The 17,700-nt window shown below is 68.2% G+C and carries 18 protein-coding genes and 1 riboswitch; of the genes, 6 read left to right on the top strand and 12 right to left on the bottom strand.

The genetic code is table 11. The features are described 5' to 3' along the window. Window positions 1-96 precede the first annotated feature (96 nt). A riboswitch (cyclic di-AMP (ydaO/yuaA leader) is annotated at window positions 97-300 on the top strand. A gap of 9 nt (window positions 301-309) precedes the next feature. Continuing rightward, window positions 310-1,563 (top strand): transglycosylase family protein, encoded by a 1,254-nt coding sequence (locus G154_RS14665; RefSeq protein ID WP_023986265.1) that lies wholly within the window; start codon window positions 310-312, stop codon window positions 1,561-1,563. Between the two features lie 68 nt (window positions 1,564-1,631). Here the strand turns inward: G154_RS14665 and G154_RS14660 are convergent, their stop codons facing one another. The 4 genes from G154_RS14660 to G154_RS14645 are packed head-to-tail and all read right to left on the bottom strand — an operon-like array spanning window position 1,632 to window position 3,184. Then, on the bottom strand, window positions 1,632-2,060 hold the full coding sequence (locus tag G154_RS14660) for a molybdenum cofactor biosynthesis protein MoaE (RefSeq protein WP_019511180.1): 429 nt from the start codon (window positions 2,058-2,060) through the stop codon (window positions 1,632-1,634). Then, entirely contained in the window at window positions 2,050-2,526 is a 477-nt protein-coding gene (locus G154_RS14655) for a molybdenum cofactor biosynthesis protein B (protein WP_019511179.1), read from the bottom strand. Before G154_RS14655 ends, G154_RS14660 begins: the two co-directional genes overlap by 11 nt. After that, window positions 2,523-2,990, bottom strand: a complete 468-nt coding sequence (gene moaC / locus G154_RS14650) for a cyclic pyranopterin monophosphate synthase MoaC (RefSeq protein WP_019511178.1) — start codon at window positions 2,988-2,990, stop codon at window positions 2,523-2,525. The genes G154_RS14655 and moaC overlap by 4 nt, the downstream gene beginning before the upstream one ends. A gap of 2 nt (window positions 2,991-2,992) precedes the next feature. Continuing rightward, entirely contained in the window at window positions 2,993-3,184 is a 192-nt protein-coding gene (locus G154_RS14645) for a hypothetical protein (protein ID WP_019511177.1), read from the bottom strand. A 57-nt stretch (window positions 3,185-3,241) separates the two neighbouring features. Here G154_RS14645 and G154_RS14640 point away from each other — a divergent pair, with 57 nt between their 5' ends. The 3 genes from G154_RS14640 to G154_RS14630 are packed head-to-tail and all read left to right on the top strand — an operon-like array spanning window position 3,242 to window position 7,523. Next, window positions 3,242-5,515, top strand: a complete 2,274-nt coding sequence (locus tag G154_RS14640) for a helicase-associated domain-containing protein (RefSeq protein WP_019511176.1) — start codon at window positions 3,242-3,244, stop codon at window positions 5,513-5,515. Between the two features lie 8 nt (window positions 5,516-5,523). Then, window positions 5,524-7,176 (top strand): DNA repair helicase XPB, encoded by a 1,653-nt coding sequence (locus G154_RS14635; protein WP_036479808.1) that lies wholly within the window; start codon window positions 5,524-5,526, stop codon window positions 7,174-7,176. Then, window positions 7,173-7,523, top strand: coding sequence for a VOC family protein (locus G154_RS14630; RefSeq protein WP_019511173.1), 351 nt, complete (start codon window positions 7,173-7,175; stop codon window positions 7,521-7,523). Before G154_RS14635 ends, G154_RS14630 begins: the two co-directional genes overlap by 4 nt. Here G154_RS14630 and G154_RS14625 read toward each other — a convergent pair. Next, window positions 7,520-7,999, bottom strand: a complete 480-nt coding sequence (locus G154_RS14625; protein WP_030133238.1) for a MarR family winged helix-turn-helix transcriptional regulator — start codon at window positions 7,997-7,999, stop codon at window positions 7,520-7,522. The two genes, G154_RS14630 and G154_RS14625, sit on opposite strands and share 4 nt — an antisense overlap. Before the next feature lie 54 nt (window positions 8,000-8,053). Between G154_RS14625 and G154_RS14620 the strand changes: the two genes are divergently transcribed. Next, entirely contained in the window at window positions 8,054-8,467 is a 414-nt protein-coding gene (locus tag G154_RS14620; protein WP_019511172.1) for a DUF5313 domain-containing protein, read from the top strand. Here the strand turns inward: G154_RS14620 and G154_RS14615 are convergent. Then, window positions 8,464-8,808: a cupin domain-containing protein gene (locus G154_RS14615; protein ID WP_019511171.1), complete on the bottom strand. Its 345-nt coding sequence runs from the start codon at window positions 8,806-8,808 to the stop codon at window positions 8,464-8,466. The genes G154_RS14620 and G154_RS14615 overlap by 4 nt on opposite strands. A gap of 129 nt (window positions 8,809-8,937) precedes the next feature. Further along, a complete protein-coding gene (locus G154_RS14610) occupies window positions 8,938-9,936 on the bottom strand; it encodes an LLM class F420-dependent oxidoreductase (protein ID WP_019511170.1) in 999 nt (332 codons plus the stop codon). 104 nt (window positions 9,937-10,040) lie between these two features. On the opposite strand from G154_RS14610, the gene G154_RS26820 reads away from it, so the two are divergent. Continuing rightward, entirely contained in the window at window positions 10,041-10,769 is a 729-nt protein-coding gene (locus G154_RS26820) for a hypothetical protein (protein ID WP_187697568.1), read from the top strand. 16 nt (window positions 10,770-10,785) lie between these two features. On the opposite strand, the gene G154_RS14600 is transcribed toward G154_RS26820, so the two are convergent. The 5 genes from G154_RS14600 to G154_RS14580 form a co-directional block, all read right to left on the bottom strand. Then, a complete protein-coding gene (locus G154_RS14600; RefSeq protein ID WP_019511168.1) occupies window positions 10,786-11,760 on the bottom strand; it encodes a GGDEF domain-containing protein in 975 nt (324 codons plus the stop codon). 43 nt (window positions 11,761-11,803) lie between these two features. Beyond that, complete coding sequence (locus G154_RS14595; RefSeq protein ID WP_019511167.1) at window positions 11,804-12,766, bottom strand: helix-turn-helix domain-containing protein; 963 nt, start codon at window positions 12,764-12,766, stop codon at window positions 11,804-11,806. A 276-nt stretch (window positions 12,767-13,042) separates the two neighbouring features. Next, window positions 13,043-15,190: a 3-hydroxyacyl-CoA dehydrogenase NAD-binding domain-containing protein gene (locus tag G154_RS14590; protein WP_019511166.1), complete on the bottom strand. Its 2,148-nt coding sequence runs from the start codon at window positions 15,188-15,190 to the stop codon at window positions 13,043-13,045. Between the two features lie 15 nt (window positions 15,191-15,205). After that, entirely contained in the window at window positions 15,206-16,417 is a 1,212-nt protein-coding gene (locus tag G154_RS14585) for an acetyl-CoA C-acetyltransferase (RefSeq protein ID WP_019511165.1), read from the bottom strand. Between the two features lie 164 nt (window positions 16,418-16,581). After that, a complete protein-coding gene (locus tag G154_RS14580; protein WP_019511164.1) occupies window positions 16,582-17,694 on the bottom strand; it encodes an alkene reductase in 1,113 nt (370 codons plus the stop codon). Between the last annotated feature and the right edge of the window lie 6 nt (window positions 17,695-17,700).

Raw genomic sequence — 17,700 nt, 5'->3', positions numbered from 1 at the left:
AGCACGGGAAACGCCGAGAGCCGACGGAGATGACGCTCCAAGGTTCACGGGCTAACGTCTTGCCAAGCCTTTCGACCCAAATCGGTTGGCCCGCCTTGACTGATTGCGCCGAGCTCCATCCATCAGCCAAGGGACACACCAACAAATTGGATGGAGGCGGGGGACCCACCGGTCCGCCGAACAAGCAGACCAGGGACCGCAAGGTTCCTTGGGGTGAAGCTCTGGTCACGACGACAGAGCCGGGCAACCTCTCCAGCCCGAACCCGACAGCTGACCTCGTGGGCGCTGATGAGAGGACCTTTTACCTACATGAGTGGACGGCACCGTAAGCCCACGTCATCGTCAATAAGCGTCGCGAAGATCGCCTTCACGGGTGCAGTCATCGGCGGCGGCAGCATCGCACTCGCCGGGCACGCCGGCGCCGCCACCGATGCCGAGTGGGACACCGTCGCGAACTGCGAGTCCAGCGGTAACTGGGCGATCAACACCGGCAACGGCTACCACGGTGGCTTGCAGTTCTCGCCGAGCACGTGGGCCGGACACGGCGGTGGCGAGTTCGCCCCGGCCGCCTATCTGGCCACCAAGGAAGAGCAGATCGCCGTCGCCGAACGGGTGCTCGCCAGCCAGGGCAAGGGCGCCTGGCCCACCTGCGGTCGTGGTCTGTCGGGCCCGACGCCGCGCAACGTGCTGCCCGAGCCTGCTCCGCTGGACAACCCGCTGGTGAATCCGCAGCTGCCGCCCCCGCCGCCTGCTCCCCTTCCGCCGGCTCCCCTGCCCCCGGCCCCGGTCGATGCGCTTGCCGCTCCCCTGCCGCCGGCCCCGCTGCCGCCCCCGCCCGCTCCGCTGCCCCCGGCCCCGATCGACGCCGTCCCGCTGGCCGCCCCTGCACCCCTGCCCCCGGCCCCGGCCCCGCTGCCTCCCGCACCGGCCCCGGCGCCCGTGGACGCCGTCGCACTCTCCGCTCCTGCCCCGCAGGCTCCGGTGGACCCCGCCGTGCCGCTGCCCGGCGCCCCCATCGACGCCCTGCCGCTGGACGCGCCGCTGCCGCCGGCCCCGGCCGTCAACGCCGCGAACTGGGACACCGCGGAGTCCGCGCCCCACCAACCGCAGCTGTGGTCGCTGGAGGCCCCGCTGCCGATGGAGCCCGCTCCAGTGATCCCGGCACCCGCGCCTGCCCCGGCACCGGTGCCCGGGGCGCCCGTCGCGCCGCCCGCCTCGGATCCGGCCGCCCAGCCCGTCTCCGCTGACCAAGCCGTCCCGGCCGAGGGTGTGCCGCACCTGGTCAGCCCGGAGAACCTGCCGCCGGGAACCACCCTCAATCCGACTGCGCTTCCCAACGAGGGCCCCAACGTCAGCTACCTGCGCCAGATCTGGAACGCGGTGCAGCAGCAGCAGATCACCGGCCGCGACGCCCTGCTCGCGATCACCACGCAGCGCTCGCTGGCCGGCGAGGCCCCCGGACCGCAGGTGCCGATGGCTCCGCCCGCGCCCGGCGCACCGCTGCCGCCGCCGGCCCCAGGCGCACCGGTCCTCACGCCGGTCCCGCCCGCGCCGCTGCCCTGACACAGCACGTCGAGAAGCCCGCATCCGAAAGGATGCGGGCTTCTTCGGTTCTGGGTGTCGCGCCGATACTAGGCCGAATTGACCCATTCATCGGTGCCGTCGCCGAAGTGCTGGTGCTTCCAGACCGGCAACCGCTCCTTGACGATGTCGACCATCCGCGCGCACGTCGCGAATGCCGCGCCGCGATGATCGGCGGCCACCGCGACCACCAGCGCGGCATCGCCGATGCTCAGATTGCCGATGCGGTGACTCACGGCCACGGCACGCACGCCCGCTGCTCCCGCCGCGACCTCGTGCACGACCTCGGCGAGGGTCTCCAGGGCCGACGGGTGCGCCGAGTACTCCAGCCGCGTGACCGGGCGTCCGCCGTCGTGGTCACGGACGACCCCGGCGAACCCGACCACCGCGCCCGCTGCGGCATGCGCCACCAGGTCCTCGTGCTCGGTCAGCGAGATCGGTTCCTCGGACAGTCCGACCCGCAGGACGTCAGCGCCCATGGTCACCCCCGGCCAGTTGATCGAGTGCGTGCTCCAGCACATCGGCAAGGACGCCGAGACCGTCCTTCACCCCGCCCGACGATCCGGGCAGATTGACGACAAGCGTCGACCCGCTGACCCCGCAGACGCCGCGGGACAGCACCGATGTCGGCACCGCAGGCAGTCCCGAGCGGCGAATCGCATCGGCAAGCCCGGGAATCTGATAATCCACGACGGCGGCGGTGATATCGGCGGTGCGGTCCGTCGGCGAGATGCCGGTACCGCCCGAAGTGATGATGACCGACACCCGTTCGGCAACGGCCCGGCGCAGTGCGGTCTCGACGTCGTCACCGTCGGCCACCACGATCGGCGCGGGGACGTCGAACCCACGCTCACCGAGCCAGTCCGCGATGATCGGGCCGGTCCGGTCTTCATAGATGCCGGCGGCGGCCCGGGTGGAAGCGATGATGACCCGCGCGGTCCTCATGGGGTCCAGGTGCCCGTTTTGCCGCCCTCTTTGCGCAGCACGTGGACGTCGTCGATGCGGGCGGCAGGATCGACGGCCTTGATCATGTCGTAGACGGTGAGCGCCGCGATGCTGACCGCCGTCAGCGCCTCCATCTCCACGCCGGTGCGGTCGGTGGTGCGGACGGTCGCGGTGATGGTCACTTCCGTTGCGCCGATGCCGAATTCGACATCGACACCGGTCAGAGCCAATTGATGACAGAGCGGGATGAGATCGCTGGTGCGTTTGGCCGCCATGATCCCGGCGACCCGCGCGGTGGGTAGCGCATCACCCTTGGGCAGCCCGCCCGTGGCGATCAATTCGATGACATCGGCCCGGGTGTGCACGCTGCCCCGAGCGACAGCGGTGCGCTTGGTGGCGGACTTGGCCGTCACGTCGACCATGTGGGCCGCGCCGGCCTCGTCGAGGTGCGAAAGGCCGCTCACCGCTACTTGTTGACGACGGTGACCGGGTGCACGTACGGCAGCTCCTCGGCCGGCAGCGGGAAGGTCACGTCGCCGAACGGGGACAACGATCCGGTGCGGTCGCTGACGAGCTCGCTGACCGCGTGGTCACCCTCGGCAACCTCGGGCCAGCCGTTGTCTACGTATTGGTTCTTCTTGTCTGCCACACCCGACATTGTGGCAGGTACTACGCGCGGTGGCGAGACCGGGACGCTGCTTTACGCTGGTCAGCAATGACCCGGGGAATCAAGAGCGTGCCGCTGGGCGTCTGGCTGGCAGACCTGCCCGATGAGCGCCTGGTACGGCTGCTCGAGCTGCGGCCCGACCTCACCGCGCCGCCGCCGAGCACGATCGCGGCGTTGGCCGCGCGGGCGCAGGCCCGCCAGTCGGTGAAGGCTGCCACGGACACACTGACCTTCCTGCACCTGGCCGTCCTGGACACGCTGTTGGTGTTGCACGCCGACGCCGCCGCGGTGCCTCGGGACGCGGTGGCCGATTTCATCGGCGCGCGCGCCGACCGCGCGGACGTGGACGAAGCCCTCCAGGATCTGCAGGACCGCGCGCTGGTGTGGGGTGACGAGGGCCTGCGCGTGGTCGCCGAGGTGAGCGCGGGTGTGCCCTGGTACCCGGGGCAGGCCGTGCCCGACGGGCCCACTCCGACCGCCGACGAGATCCGCCGACTGATCGACGCGCTCGACGAACCCAGCAGGGAGCTGCTGACCAGACTGGTCGAGGGTTCCCCGGTCGGGCGCACCCGGGATGCCATCCCCGGGGCGCCTGCCGACCGGCCCGCCCAGCGACTGCTCGCCGAGGGTCTGCTGCACCGCATCCCCAGCGATACCGACGACACCGTGATCCTGCCCAGGGTGGTGGGCCAGGTGTTGCGCGGTGACTTGCCTGGGCCGACCGGTCTGCGCACACCCGATCCCGCGGTACACACCACCACCCAGGCCGAGGTGGATTCGGTGGCCGCCGGCGCCGCCATCGACCTGCTGCGCGAGATTGACCTGGTGATCCAGACACTGTCCGATGCTCCGGCCTCGGAGCTGCGCAGCGGCGGCCTCGGTGTCCGCGATGTCAAGAAATTGACCAAGCTCACCGGCATCGACGAACAGCGCCTGGCACTGATCCTGGAGTTGTCCGCGGCGGCAGGCCTGCTCGCACCGGGAACCCCCGACCCGGAGCCCGCGGCGGGCAACTCGCCGTACTGGGCACCGACCGTCGGTGCGGACCGCTTCATCGAGATGTCCACGGCAGCGCGCTGGCAGCTGATCGCATGGACCTGGTTGAATCTGCCGGCCCGGCCCAGCCTGGTCGGTCAGCGGGGTCCCGATGGCAAGCCCTACGGCGTGTTGTCCGATGCCCTGTATTCGACGGCGGCCCCCCTGGATCGCCGCCTGCTGTTGACGGTGCTGGCCGGATTGCCCGCCGGGGCCGGGGTCGATGCGGAGTCGGCGGCACTGGCGATGATCTGGCAGCGCCCGCGATGGGCGGCTCGTCTGCAGCTGGGCCCGGTGACCGATCTGCTGCGCGAGGCCCATGCCGTCGGATTGGTGGGCCGCGGCGCCATCGCGACGCCGGCGCGGGCCATGCTGGCCCAGCAGTCCGAGGACGCCGCGGATGCCACCATCGCCGCGATGGACAAGGTGCTGCCCGCGCCGCTGGATCATTTCCTGCTGCAGGCCGACCTGACCGTGGTGGTGCCCGGCCCGCTGCTGCGCGAGCTCGCCGAACAGCTCGACGTCGTCGCGACCGTCGAGTCGGCGGGTGCGGCGATGGTCTATCGCATCAGCGAGGCATCCATCCGCCGCGCGCTCGATGCCGGTCGCACCGCGGGCGGGTTGCACGCGTTTTTCGAGAAGCACTCGAAAACTCCTGTCCCGCAAGGTCTGACGTACCTCGTCGACGATGTGGCACGACGGCACGGCCAGCTGCGGGTCGGGATGGCGGCGTCGTTCGTGCGCTGCGAGGACCCCGCGCTGTTGGCCCAGGCCGTGGCGACCCCGGCGGCCGAACCGCTGGAGCTGCGCATCCTGGCGCCCACCGTCGCGGTGTCGCAGGCCCAGATCGGCGACGTGCTGGCCGCACTGCGCGCAGGCGGGTTCGTCCCGGCCGCCGAGGACGCTTCCGGGGCGGTCGTCGACATCCGCGCCCGCGGGGCCCGGGTGCCCACCCTGAGCCGACGTCGGGTCTTCCGGCCGCTGACGGCGCCGACGAACCAGACCCTCGGCGCGATCGTCGCGGTGATGCGCAGCGTGGCCGCCTCGCCGCGGTCCAACGAGCGGCTGGATCCGGCGGTGCTGATCGCACTGTTGCAACAGGCGGCGGTCGAGCAGACCACGGTGGTGATGGGTTACGTCGACCCGGCCGGGGTGGCCACCCAGCGGGTGGTGGCCCCGATCAACATCCGCGGCGGCCAGTTGACGGCGTTCGACCCCGCCGCCGGACGGGTCCGGGAGTTCGCGATCCACCGCGTGACATCCGTGGTGTCGGCCGACTCTGGATAATGGACGGGATGAGCACCGAGGGCCCACTGATCGTGCAGTCCGACAAGACCGTGCTGCTCGAAACCGATCACGAACTCGCCGGCGCCGCGCGCGCCGCGATCGCGCCGTTCGCCGAACTGGAACGCGCACCCGAACACATCCACACCTATCGGATCACCCCGCTGGCGCTCTGGAACGCCCGCGCCGCGGGCCATGACGCCGAGCAGGTCGTCGATGCGCTGGTCAGCTTCTCCCGCTACGCGGTACCGCAGCCGCTGCTGGTCGACATCGTCGACACCATGGCGCGCTACGGGCGCCTGCAGCTGGTCAAGCACCCCGCGCACGGGCTGACGCTGGTCAGCCTGGATCGCGCGGTGCTCGAAGAGGTCCTGCGCAACAAGAAGATCACCCCGATGCTCGGTGCCCGCATCGACGACGACACCGTCATCGTGCACGGCAGCGAGCGAGGGCGGATCAAACAGATGCTGCTCAAGATCGGCTGGCCCGCCGAGGATCTGGCCGGTTACGTCGACGGTGAGGCACACCGGATCGACCTCGCCCAGGACGGTTGGGCGCTGCGCGACTACCAGGAGATGGCGGCCGAATCGTTCTGGGCAGGCGGCTCGGGTGTGGTCGTGCTGCCGTGCGGCGCCGGGAAAACGATCGTCGGCGCCGCCGCCATGGCCAAGGCCGGTGCCACCACCCTGATCCTCGTCACCAACACGGTGGCGGGCAGGCAGTGGAAACGCGAGCTGATCGCACGGACCTCGCTCACCGAGGAGGAGATCGGCGAGTACTCGGGCGAGCGCAAGGAGATCCGCCCGGTCACCATCGCGACCTATCAGGTGATCACCCGGCGCACCAAGGGCGAATACAAGCACCTCGAACTCTTCGACAGCCGCGACTGGGGCCTGATCATCTACGACGAGGTGCATCTGCTGCCCGCGCCGGTGTTCCGGATGACCGCCGATCTGCAGTCGCGCCGCCGGCTCGGATTGACCGCCACCCTCATTCGGGAGGACGGTCGCGAGGGTGACGTGTTCTCGCTGATCGGTCCGAAGCGCTACGACGCGCCGTGGAAGGACATCGAGGCCCAGGGCTGGATCGCACCGGCCGAGTGCATCGAGGTCCGGGTCACCATGACCGACAACGAACGGATGATCTACGCGACCGCCGAACCGGAGGAACGCTACAAGCTGTGCTCGACGGCGCACACCAAGATCGCGGTGGTGAAGTCGATCTTGGAGAAGCACAAGAACGAGCCGACACTGGTGATCGGCGCCTACCTAGACCAGCTCGACGAACTCGGCCAGGAACTCGGTGCGCCGGTGATCCAGGGGTCGACCAAGAACGCCGAGCGCGAGGAGCTCTTCGACCAGTTCCGGCGCGGCGAGATCCGCACCCTGGTGGTCTCCAAGGTCGCCAACTTCTCCATCGACCTGCCAGAAGCCTCGGTCGCCGTCCAGGTTTCGGGAACCTTCGGGTCGCGTCAGGAGGAGGCGCAGCGGTTGGGCCGGTTGCTGCGGCCCAAGGCCGACGGCGGTGGCGCGATCTTCTATTCGGTGGTCAGCCGCGACAGCCTGGATGCCGAGTACGCCGCACACCGGCAGCGGTTCCTGGCCGAGCAGGGCTACGGCTACCTCATCAAGGACGCCGACGACCTGCTTGGCCCGGCGATATGACCGTTGGCCGGGTGGTCCCGATCTTGACCGTGCCCGATGTCGACGCCGCCCGTGCCGCGTATATCGCGACGCTCGGGCTGACCGAGGTGATGAACCACGGTTGGATCGTCACGCTTGCCGATGCCGACCACCGTCATCAGCTGAGCCTGATGACAAGAGATCAGACCGCGCCGGTCAACCCCACGGTGTCGGTCGAGGTCGATGATGTCGATGCCGCGTACCAGGCAGCGGTGGCCGCCGGACTGACCATCGTGCACCCGCTCTCCGATGAGCCGTGGGGTGTACGGCGGTTCTTCTTCGCCGACGCCGCGGGCAATATCGTCAACGTGTTGTCACACCGCGGCTAGGAATCGAGCGCCCCGGCCGCCACCGCGGCCAGGTTGATCCGGGTGAGCACGGAGTGCAGCTGCTCCAGTTCGGCCATGTCGACGCCGAGTCGGGCCACCACGGCCGGGGGGATGGCCAGCGCCTGCCGTCGCAGTGCGGAACCGCCCTTGGTCAGGGTGACCAGCGTGGTGCGCTCGTCGGAGACACTGCGGGTTCGGCTGATGAATCCGAGCGCCTCGAGGCGTTTGAGCATCGGCGAGACGGTGGCCGAGTCCATCTGTAGCAGCCCGGCGATCTGCTTGACCGACAGCGCATCACCGCCAGCCTTGTCGTTGTCCCACAGCGCCAGCATCACGAGGTACTGGGGATGGGTCAGGCCCAGCGGTTCCAGGAGCGGGCGGTACACCGCCAGCACTGCGCGGTTGGTAACCGCCAGCGCGAAACACACCTGACGTTCCAGGGCGAGGGGGTCGAGGTCTTCGGTCACAGCGGCCACCATCACACTGTACTACTTGCTTCGCCTACTAATAGTTAGGGTACTATCTAAAGTATGGCCGCAACACCGAGCTTCTTCCAGCGGGTGCTCTATGCATATGGACGCCGCCTGCCCGACTCCATGCGCGATTGGGTGACGGCCGACCTGACCGGCAAGGGTGCGGTGCGCAGGCACATGCTGCGCTACGCGATCCCACCGGCCGTCATCCTCGCTCCGCTGTGGCTGTTGCCGGCATCACTGTACGTCCACCTGGAGATGACCGTGCCCATTTACACCTGGGCATTGATCATGGCCTTCGTGCTGAACAAGGTGTGGCGTCGGCACCGACTGTCCCAGCACGGGCTGGACCCCAAACTGATCGACACGATGAACCGCGAGAAGAACGCCCGCCTGCACGAGGACTACGCGCGCCGCTACGGCGCCCGTCCGCAGGACGCCGAATGGCAGTCCAACCCGAGCCCGTTCTAGACGTGCGGACCGACGGCCTTCACGACGGTCAACAGCACCACCGAATCTTCGAGCGCCGACAGCCCGTGCCGAACCTTCGGCACCACCAGATGATCGCCGGCTGAGCCCTCCCAGTTCGCCTCGGCCGTCGTGAGCCGGACCCGGCCCTGCAGCACCTGCAGCGTCGCCTCCCCCGGGCTCTCGTGATCGTCGAGCCCGTTTCCCGCCGACAGCGCCAACAGCGTCTGCCGCAAGCTGTGTTCGTGTCCGCCGTAGACGGTGTGCGCACTGCGACCACTGCTGGCCGAACGTGCGGTCTCCAGATGCTCGCGAGCCAGCGCGGTCAGTGAGATCTTTTCCATACCTGCCACTATCGCACCTCTGACAAGGGCCGAGGGTCGGCGTCAGGTGCTGAACCCGACCGCCAAAAAAGTTTCACTCCAAGGCATTTCGGCGCAGTCCACTGCGCCACGTCAGCCACAGCCGCTCCCCTAGCTCAGGGCAGGAATGACCTCACGCTCGAAGAGTTCGATCCCAGAGCGGTCGTAGGCCGCTTCGGGGAAGTACATGATGGCGTATTCGCACCCGAGATCACGCAGCCGCGAGAGGCGTTCGATGACCTGCTCGGGGGTACCGGTGGCCGAGTCCGGCGAGGCGACGTTGGCGAGCATGGCATCGATGGCAGGTGCGGCGTCCTCGCCGACGGCGCCGACCTGGCGGTCCCGGATGTGCTGCAGGCGCCGGCTCACCTCGTCTTCGGAACTTGCCAGGACGCAGTTGAAGTTCGCCGAGCGGACGATGGCGTCGAAGTCGGTGCCCACCGCGCGACAGTGCTCGGCCAGCACATCGGACTTGTGCCGAAAATCCTCCGGCGCGCTGCTGAAGTTCGTGTAGCGGGCGTATTTGGCCGCGATCTTCAATGTCACCTTCTCGCCGCCGCCTGCGATCCACAGCGGCGGCCCGCCCTCCTGCAGCGGCTTGGGCGCGACGATGGCGTCGTTCACCTGGTAGTGCTTGCCGTCGAAGGTCACCCGGCCGTCGCGCCAGGCGTCGCGCATGATCTGCACACCCTCGTCGAGTCGGCCCAGCCGAGCGCCCGCCGAGGGGAACCCGTAGCCGTAGGCGCGCCACTCGTGTTCGTACCAGCCGCCACCGATACCCATCTGGACGCGGCCGCCGGAGATGATGTCGGTGGTGGCGGCGACCTTTGCCAGGTAGGCCGGGTTGCGGTAGCTCATGGCGGTGCACATCTGGCCCAATTTCACCCGTTCGGTCACCGCCGCGAACGCCGCCATCAGCGACCAGGCCTCATGGGTGGCCTCGTCGGTGGGTAGCGGAACGGTGTGGAAGTGGTCGTACACCCACACCGAGTCCCACGTGCTGTTATCGGCGTGACGAGCCAGTTCATTCATCACTGACCAGTGGTTTTCGGTGGGGATGTCGACGAGATCGAGTCGCCAACCCTGCGGGATGAACAGTCCGAAGCGCATAGCCATCGACTTTAGGCCCACGCGCCACTTTCTTACATCGTCTACACTGTGACGGGATCGTTGCTGTACCTAAATCGTTGCTGCACCAAATGAAGGACATGGTCATGACTGCCCTCCGACGTCGCATCGCGAATGCCGCGCTGGCGGCTGCGCTGCCGCTGACCGCCATGACCGTGGCCTTCGCACCCCCGGCGCTTGCCGAGCAGTGCTCGCGCGGTCAGGTCTCCTACAACGGCAACTGCGTCGACACCTGCAATGACTCTCAGGTCCGCAACTCCGACACCGGCGAATGCCAGTCGTTGATCTCGGCCGCCGTCCAGAAGGCCCGGACGCCTGCCGTCGCCAAACTGACCCCTGATCAGCTGGGTGGCGTGGTGCAGTTGGCCCGCAACGTCGGCGCGATCCCCGAGATCAACTCGACCATCGGTACGTCCTTCGGCATCGCCAACACCATCGTCGGCTGGCCCGCGGTGCTCGCCGGCGCCGCCGCAGACACCGCCGCCGTTCTGGCGCTGTTCGGCCTGTTACCCGGTGAGGTCAATCCCTTGGGCGGTGCCCTGGGTGCCGTTCAGGCAACCGGTCAAACCTTCTCGGCTGTCTCCGATGTGGCACGAGTGTCCACGGCACTTCCTGCGCTGGGTCTGCCGAGCCTTCCCCCACCGCCCGCCGGGCTTCCCGGCTTGCCGCCGCCCCCGCCGATCGGGCTGCCCGGTCCCCCGCAGCTGCCGCCCCCGCCGCCGATCGGGCTGCCGGGCCTGCCGCCGCCTCCGGGATTGCCCGGTCCGCTGCTCGGTTGTGGCCCGCGACTGCTGTTCTTCACCCCCTGCATCTGATCAGGGCCATCGGCAGCTAGCCGAGGTCGGACACCTCGCGCAGCGGCCGGCCGCGACCGCGGTACAGATCGGCGTCCGCGCGGGCATACAGCCCGGCAATATCGGCGGGTGCCGCGTCGGTGGCGGTGCCGATGCTGACCCCGGGTGTGCTCGAGCGGATTCCGTCGAGCAGTCGTTCACATTGCGTGGTGGTCGCGCCCGCCAGACAGATCGCGAACTCGTCGCCCCCCAAGCGCGCCAAGACCGCCCCGCGCGGTACCAACCTCGACCACAACTGTGCGTAGTCGGTGATACGCCGGTCACCCGCCGAATGTCCCTGGGTGTCGTTGATCGCCTTGAGCCCGTCGATATCCAGCGCTATCACCGTGACCGGTCGCGCACCCGACCGGCCGATCAGATCCGCGGTCGCCATCTCCCAGCCCGCGCGGTTCGCCAGTCCGGTGAGCGGATCGGTGCACGCGGCGGTGAACATCGCACGCATCAGTAATCCGAAGGATTCCGCCGCACCGGTGATCGCGACCGCGATGATGAGGAAGGTGATCACCCCGACATGCGGTGCCGGGGCCACCGCGACCGCGCCGACACAGCACATGACCAGTATCGCGATCCACGTCCACGCGCGGCGGGCCGGATAGAAGGCGCGTAGGTACATCGCCAGGAACATCGGCGCGATTAGGCACATGTATTCGGCGGTCAGGGTGACGTGGAAGGCCATCACCGTCGGGGTGGCGGCGACCGCGGCGACGGTGGCGGGCAGCGTGTGGTCCGGGCGGACGGCCAGCTGGATCAGCGCCGCTGCGCTGAGTGCAACCGCGATGATGCCGCCGACGGGATTGGCGAACTCGAGGTCGGTACGCACCGGGAAGATCGTGAACACGACACCATAGGTGTAGAGAAACCCGGTGGCGCACAGGTAGATGCGCAGTAGCCGGACCGACTGGTCGGCGATGGCCGGGAACTTCGCTGCCGAACGCGAGGCGAAGTGGGTCATCCGGTCAGCCTGCTCTACCGGGTCGGCAGATACAACGTGACCACTATCCCGAGAAGCACCCGCGGTACTCGCGCGGTGTGGTGCGCATCTGCCGGACGAAGTGATGGCGGAAGGTCACCGGTGACTCGAAGCCGACCCGCGTGGCGATCTGTTCGACGCCGAGGTCCGAGGATTCCAGCAGCGCCAGGCTGGCCTGGATGCGTTGCTCGATAAGCCATTTGATCGGCGTGGTCCCGGTGGCCTTGGCGAACTGGCGCAGGTAGCTGCGCCGGGACAGCGACGACCGCTCGGCGAGCTCGTCGAGGGTGATGGGTCGGTCCAGATGTTCCAGCGCCCAGGCCATCCCGGCGGCGATCCGGCCGTCGACCGTCGGTTCGGGGACCGGCGTTTCGATGTACTGCGCCTGCCCGCCTGCGCGGTGCGGTGAGATGACCAGACGCCGGGCGACGTCATTGGCCACCCGCACGCCGTGGTCGGCACGCACGATGTGCAGGCACAGATCCAGCCCGGCCGCGCAGCCCGCGCTGGTGAGCACCCGCCCGTTGTCGACGTAGAGCGGCGCCGGATCCACATCGATCGCCGGATAGCGCTGCGCCAACAGGTCGGCGTAGATCCAGTGTGTCGTCGCGGTGCGCCCGTCGAGCACGCCGGCCGCAGCCAGCGCGAAGGCACCGGAGCAGATGGAGACCAACCGGGCACCCCGGGCATCGGCCGCGCGGATGGCGTCGAGCAGATCATCCGAGGGTGCCTGCTCGACATCGCGCACGCTGGGTATCAGCACCGTATCGGCGTTCGCCAGATCCTCGATGCCGTAGGAGGTGCGCACCACGGCGCCGCCCAGCATGCGGATCTCGGGTTGTTCGGAGCACAGCTTGACCGCATATCCGGCGGGGGCCACCCCGGCGGAGAACCGTCCTGGCAGCTCGGCCATTCCGAAGATCTCGGCGGCCAGACCGGATTCGAATCCGGTCATCCCGTCATAGACCAGGATGGCAACAGCGTGCATGTCACTATCTTATCGTTAGTCGACATCAGTGCCAGTGTGCTCACGGCGGCGGACCCGGCATCGTCGTCGATATGACGCATCGACACCCCGTTTCCCGCATCTGGTCCGCCGTGGCGGCCTTCGCCGCCGGGATCCATGCCGCCAACGGGCTCGCCCATGGCATCACCCCTGCCGAGGAGTCGCCGGCGCGCACGAGAAAACCCCCGGGCTCGCCGTTTCGAGGACAGCGGGCCCGGGGGCTTCTGGTCTTACCGCGCGCCCAGTGGCGCGCCGCGATCAGCCCTCCAGCGAGGCGGGCGGGTTGAAGCGGTCGCCGTAGCGGGCGGCCAGTTCCTTGGCACGGGCCACGAACGCGGCCTTACCGACACCGTGCGGGCCTTCGTAGCCGACGATGAACTGCGCCGAACCACCGGTGTACGGCGGGTAGCCGATACCCATGATCGAACCGATGTTGGCATCGGCGGTCGAGGTCAGCACACCCTCGTCGAGGCACTTCTGGGTCTCCAGAGCCTCGGCGAACAGCATGCGGTCGATCGCATCCTGCAGCTCGATGGTGGCGCTACCGGAGTTGAAGGTCTCCTTGAGCCCCGACCACAGACCGACCCGCTTGCCATCGGCATACTCGTAGAACCCGGCACCCTTCAGACGCGACGGGCGACCGATCTCGATCATCTTCTCCACGACGGCCTCGGCCGGGTGCGGCACGTAGGTCTCACCGGTCGCCTCGGCCGCCTTGCGGGTCTCGCCGGCGATCTTGTGCATCAGCTCCAGGTTCAACTCATCGGAGAGCTGCAGCGGCGCGGCCGGGTAACCGGCCTGGGCTCCGGCCTGCTCGATGGTGGCAGCCTCGATACCCTCGCCGAGCATCGCCAGCGCCTCGTTGACGAAGGTGCCGATGACACGGCTGGTGAAGAAGCCACGGCTGTCGTTGACCACGATCGGCGTCTTCTTGATGGCCAGGGTGTAGTCGAACACCCGGGCCAGCGCCTCGTCGGAGGTCTTCTCGCCCTTGATGATCTCGACCAGCGGCATCTTGTCCACGGGGCTGAAGAAGTGGATCCCGATGAAGTCCTCCTGGCGCTTCACACCGGTGGCCAGACCGGTGATCGGCAGGGTGGAGGTGTTCGAGCCCAGCAGCGCGTTGGGCTCGACGATGTCCTCGATCTCCTGGAACACCTTGTGCTTGAGTTCCTGGTTCTCGAAGACGGCCTCGACCACGAAGTCCACACCCGCCAGATCGGCCGGATCGGCGGTCGGGGTGATCTTGGCCAACAGTGCGTCGGACTTCTCCTGCGTGGTCTTGCCACGCTTGAGTGCCTTGGCTTCCAGCCCCTCGGAGTAGGCCTTACCCTTCTGCGCCGCCTCGATGGTGACGTCCTTGAGCACCACGTCGTACCCGGCCTTGGCCGACACGTAGGCGATACCGGCGCCCATCATGCCCGCGCCCAGCACACCGATCTTCTTGATCGGCACCGGCGCGATGCCCTCGGGACGCGAGGCGCCGCCGTTGATGGCCTGCAGGTCCAGGAAGAACGCCTGGATCATGTTCTTGGCGACCTGGCCGGTGACCAGCTGGGTGAAGTAGCGGCTCTCGATGCGGGTGGCACCCTCGAAGTCCACCTGGGCACCCTCGACGGCCGCACTAAGGATCGCCCGCGGGGCCGGCATGGGCGCACCCTTGAGCTGCTTCTTGAGCAGCGCCGGGAACGACGGCAGGATCGCGGCGAGGCCGGGGCTGCTCGGGGTGCCCCCGGGCATCTTGTAGCCCTTGACATCCCACGGCTGCACGCCGCCTTCGGGGTTGTCCTTGATCCACTTCTTGGCCGCCGGGATCAGCTCGTCCACGCTGCCGACCAGCTCGTCGACCAGACCGATCTCCTTGGCCTTGGTCGGGTTGAACCGGGTGCCCTGGCTCAGCACCTCCATGAAGGCCTTCTGGATGCCGAACATCCGCACGGTGCGGGCCACGCCGCCACCGCCGGGCAGCAGGCCCAGGGTCACCTCGGGCAGACCGATGACGACACCCTTGACGTCGGCGGCGATGCGGTGATGGGTGGCCAGCGCGATCTCAAGACCGCCACCGAGCGCGGCGCCGTTGATGGCGGTCACGACGGGCTTGCCCAGAGTCTCCAGCTTGCGCAGGTCGGACTTGATGAACTCGACCTCGTCGAATGCCTGCTGGGCATCGTCGGGGCCGATGTTGATCATGCCCTTGAGGTCACCGCCGGCGAAGAAGGTCTTCTTCGCGCTGGCGATCACCACACCGGTGATCGAATCCTTCTCGGCGACAAGGCGTTCCACCGCGTCGTGCATGGATTGCTTGTAGTGCTCGTTCATCACGTTGGCCGAACCGGTCGGGTCGTCCAGCGTCAGGGTGACGATGCCGTCGGCATCCTGTTCCCACTTGATGGTGTTCTCAGCCATGGTTGTTCAGTCTCCCTAGACGCGCTCGATGATGGTGGCCACGCCCATGCCGCCGCCGACGCACAGCGTGATCAGCGCACGCTTGGCACCGCGACGCTCGAGCTCGTCGACCATGGTTCCGGTGATCATGGCGCCGGTGGCACCAAGCGGGTGGCCCATCGCGATGGCGCCGCCGTTGACGTTGAGCTTCTCGTCCGGGATGTTCAGATCCTTCTGGAACTTCATCACCACCGAGGCGAACGCCTCGTTGAGCTCGAACAGGTCGATATCGTCGACGGTCAGTCCGGCGCGGTCGAGCACCTTCTTGGTCGCCGGGGTGGGGCCGGTGAGCATGATCACCGGGTCGGCGCCGCTGGTGGCGGTGGCCACCACACGCGCCCGCGGGGTCAGCCCCTGGGCCTTGCCAGCCGCCTCGGAACCGATGAGCACCAGCGCGGCGCCGTCGACGATGCCCGAGCTGTTACCGCCGGTGTGGACGTGGTTGATCTTCTCCACGTAGTGGTACTTCTGCAGCGCCACATCGTCGAAGCCGCCCATCGCACCCAGGTCCGCGAAGGCGGGCTTGAGCTTGCCCAGGCTCTCCACGGTGGTGCCGGGACGCATGTGCTCGTCGTGATCGAGCACGACGAGGCCATTCTGGTCCTTGACCGGCACCACGGACTTGGCGAAGTAGCCGCCCGACCATGCCGCTGCGGCCCGGTCCTGCGAGCGCGCGGCGTAGGCGTCGACATCCTCGCGCGAGAAGCCCTCGATGGTGGCGATCAGATCGGCGCCGATGCCCTGCGGGACGAAACCGACGCGGTAGTTGGTCTCGGGGTCGCCGGCCCAGGCGCCACCGTCGGAGCCCATCGGGACGCGGCTCATCGACTCGACACCGCCGACGAGGACCAGGTCGTCCCAGCCCGAGGACACCTTCTGGGCGCCGAGGTTGACGGCCTCCAGGCCCGAGGCGCAGAACCGGTTGAGCTGGAAGCCACCGGTGGTCTCGGGCAGACCCGACACCAGCACCGCGGTACGGGCGATATCGCCGCCCTGATCGCCGACCGGGGATACGACACCCAGGATGACGTCGCTGATCAGGTTCTCGTCGAGGTCGGGGTAGCGCGCCCGGATCTCGTCGATCAGACCGACGACGAGGTTGACCGGCTTGATCTCGTTGAGGGCGCCACCGCGCTGCTTACCGCGCGGGGTGCGGATGGCCTCATAGATGAAGGCACCTTCGGACATATGTTGTTCCCTTTCGGGTGGGTGACAGGGCACTGATCGCGCACCCTAACAAAATCGTAAACCAACCTGTTGGTTGGTCCAATTTCCACCCATCCGCAAGTGGCCACCTATCGCACGCCATCAGGCAAAAGGCGTGCGATAGGTGGCCACTGGGGCTGCCTGGATCAGGCCGACTGCGGTTCGGCCTCCGCGAGCGTCGGATAGTCGACGTACCCGGCCGGGCCGGAGGCGTAGAAGGTCGCCACGTCGGGCTCGTTGAGCTCGGCCCCGAGCAGCAGCCTGTCGATCAGGTCCGGGTTGGCCAGCCAGCTCCGACCCACCGCGACCGCGCTCGCCGCACCCCAGTCCACCAGGGACTCCAGCTGGCAGAAATCGGTTCCGGTGTCGCGGCCGGTGTTGAGCACCAGGGTGTCCGGCCACAGCGCCCGCAGCGCCCCGAACGTCTGGGTGCTGGGATCGATGAGGACGTGCAGATAGGCCATGCCCAGCGGACGGATGCGGTTCAGCAACGCCTCATAGGCGCCGACCTGATCGTTCTCACGCATATCGCCCGCACCGTTTCCCGGGGATATCCGCAATCCGACGCGGTCCGCACCGATCTCGTCGGCGACCGCCTCCACGACCTCGGCGGTCAGTCGGGCGCGATTCTCCGCAGATCCGCCGTAGGCGTCGGTGCGCAGATTCACCACATCGGAAAGGAACTCGTGCAACAGGTAGCCGTTGGCCGAGTGGATCTCCACCCCGTCCATACCGGCATCGACGGCGCGGCGGGCGGCGCCGCGGAACTGGCCGATGATGGTGCCGATCTCACGCTCGGTGAGTTCACGCGGCACCGGCAACGGCTGCTTGCCCGACGGGGTGTGGGTGAGCATGTCCGCGGCGACCGCCGACGGACCCACCGTCTCGAATCCGCTGATGTCCGGATGGGCCATCCGACCCACATGCCAGAGCTGCACGAACATCTTTCCGCCCCCGGCATGCACCGCATCGGCGATATCGGACCAGGCCTCCTGGTGCCGGTCGGTGTAGATGCCGGGGGTGTTCATATAGGCGCCGTTGGCCTGCTCGCAGATCGCGGTGGCCTCACTGATGATCAGCCCGGCCCCCGCCCGCTGGGAGTAATACAGCGCCGCGAGATCCGACGGCGTGGCGTCGGACTGGGCGCGCGAGCGCGTCAGGGGCGCCATGAACACCCGATTGGCCGCCTCAATGGCTCCGACCCGCACCGGCGTGAGCAGGGTGGCATCAGGGGCGAGACGGAAGGTCTGGTCGGTCATGCCCGT

This window comes from Mycobacterium sp. VKM Ac-1816D (assembly GCF_000416385.1).
GTDB classification, from domain to species: Bacteria; Actinomycetota; Actinomycetes; order Mycobacteriales; family Mycobacteriaceae; genus Mycobacterium; species Mycobacterium neoaurum_A.
Note: the sequence above shows the minus strand (reverse complement) of the source record. Positions and strands in the feature narration are given on the sequence as shown.

Excerpts from the sequence above, each read along its gene's own strand:
- G154_RS14600 (WP_019511168.1), bottom strand. The coding sequence starts at position 11,760 with ATGACCCACTTCGCCTCGCGTTCGGCAGCGAAGTTCCCGGCCATCGCC.
- G154_RS14585 (WP_019511165.1), bottom strand. The coding sequence starts at position 16,417 with ATGTCCGAAGGTGCCTTCATCTATGAGGCCATCCGCACCCCGCGCGGT.
- G154_RS14580 (WP_019511164.1), bottom strand. The coding sequence starts at position 17,694 with ATGACCGACCAGACCTTCCGTCTCGCCCCTGATGCCACCCTGCTCACG.
- G154_RS14595 (WP_019511167.1), bottom strand. The coding sequence starts at position 12,766 with ATGCACGCTGTTGCCATCCTGGTCTATGACGGGATGACCGGATTCGAA.
- G154_RS14590 (WP_019511166.1), bottom strand. The coding sequence starts at position 15,190 with ATGGCTGAGAACACCATCAAGTGGGAACAGGATGCCGACGGCATCGTC.
- G154_RS14655 (WP_019511179.1), bottom strand. The coding sequence starts at position 2,526 with ATGAGGACCGCGCGGGTCATCATCGCTTCCACCCGGGCCGCCGCCGGC.
- G154_RS14660 (WP_019511180.1), bottom strand. The coding sequence starts at position 2,060 with ATGGGCGCTGACGTCCTGCGGGTCGGACTGTCCGAGGAACCGATCTCG.
- G154_RS26820 (WP_187697568.1), top strand. The coding sequence starts at position 10,041 with ATGACTGCCCTCCGACGTCGCATCGCGAATGCCGCGCTGGCGGCTGCG.
- G154_RS14645 (WP_019511177.1), bottom strand. The coding sequence starts at position 3,184 with ATGTCGGGTGTGGCAGACAAGAAGAACCAATACGTAGACAACGGCTGG.
- G154_RS14635 (WP_036479808.1), top strand. The coding sequence starts at position 5,524 with ATGAGCACCGAGGGCCCACTGATCGTGCAGTCCGACAAGACCGTGCTG.
- G154_RS14615 (WP_019511171.1), bottom strand. The coding sequence starts at position 8,808 with ATGGAAAAGATCTCACTGACCGCGCTGGCTCGCGAGCATCTGGAGACC.
- G154_RS14630 (WP_019511173.1), top strand. The coding sequence starts at position 7,173 with ATGACCGTTGGCCGGGTGGTCCCGATCTTGACCGTGCCCGATGTCGAC.
- G154_RS14665 (WP_023986265.1), top strand. The coding sequence starts at position 310 with ATGAGTGGACGGCACCGTAAGCCCACGTCATCGTCAATAAGCGTCGCG.
- G154_RS14620 (WP_019511172.1), top strand. The coding sequence starts at position 8,054 with ATGGCCGCAACACCGAGCTTCTTCCAGCGGGTGCTCTATGCATATGGA.
- G154_RS14640 (WP_019511176.1), top strand. The coding sequence starts at position 3,242 with ATGACCCGGGGAATCAAGAGCGTGCCGCTGGGCGTCTGGCTGGCAGAC.
- G154_RS14610 (WP_019511170.1), bottom strand. The coding sequence starts at position 9,936 with ATGCGCTTCGGACTGTTCATCCCGCAGGGTTGGCGACTCGATCTCGTC.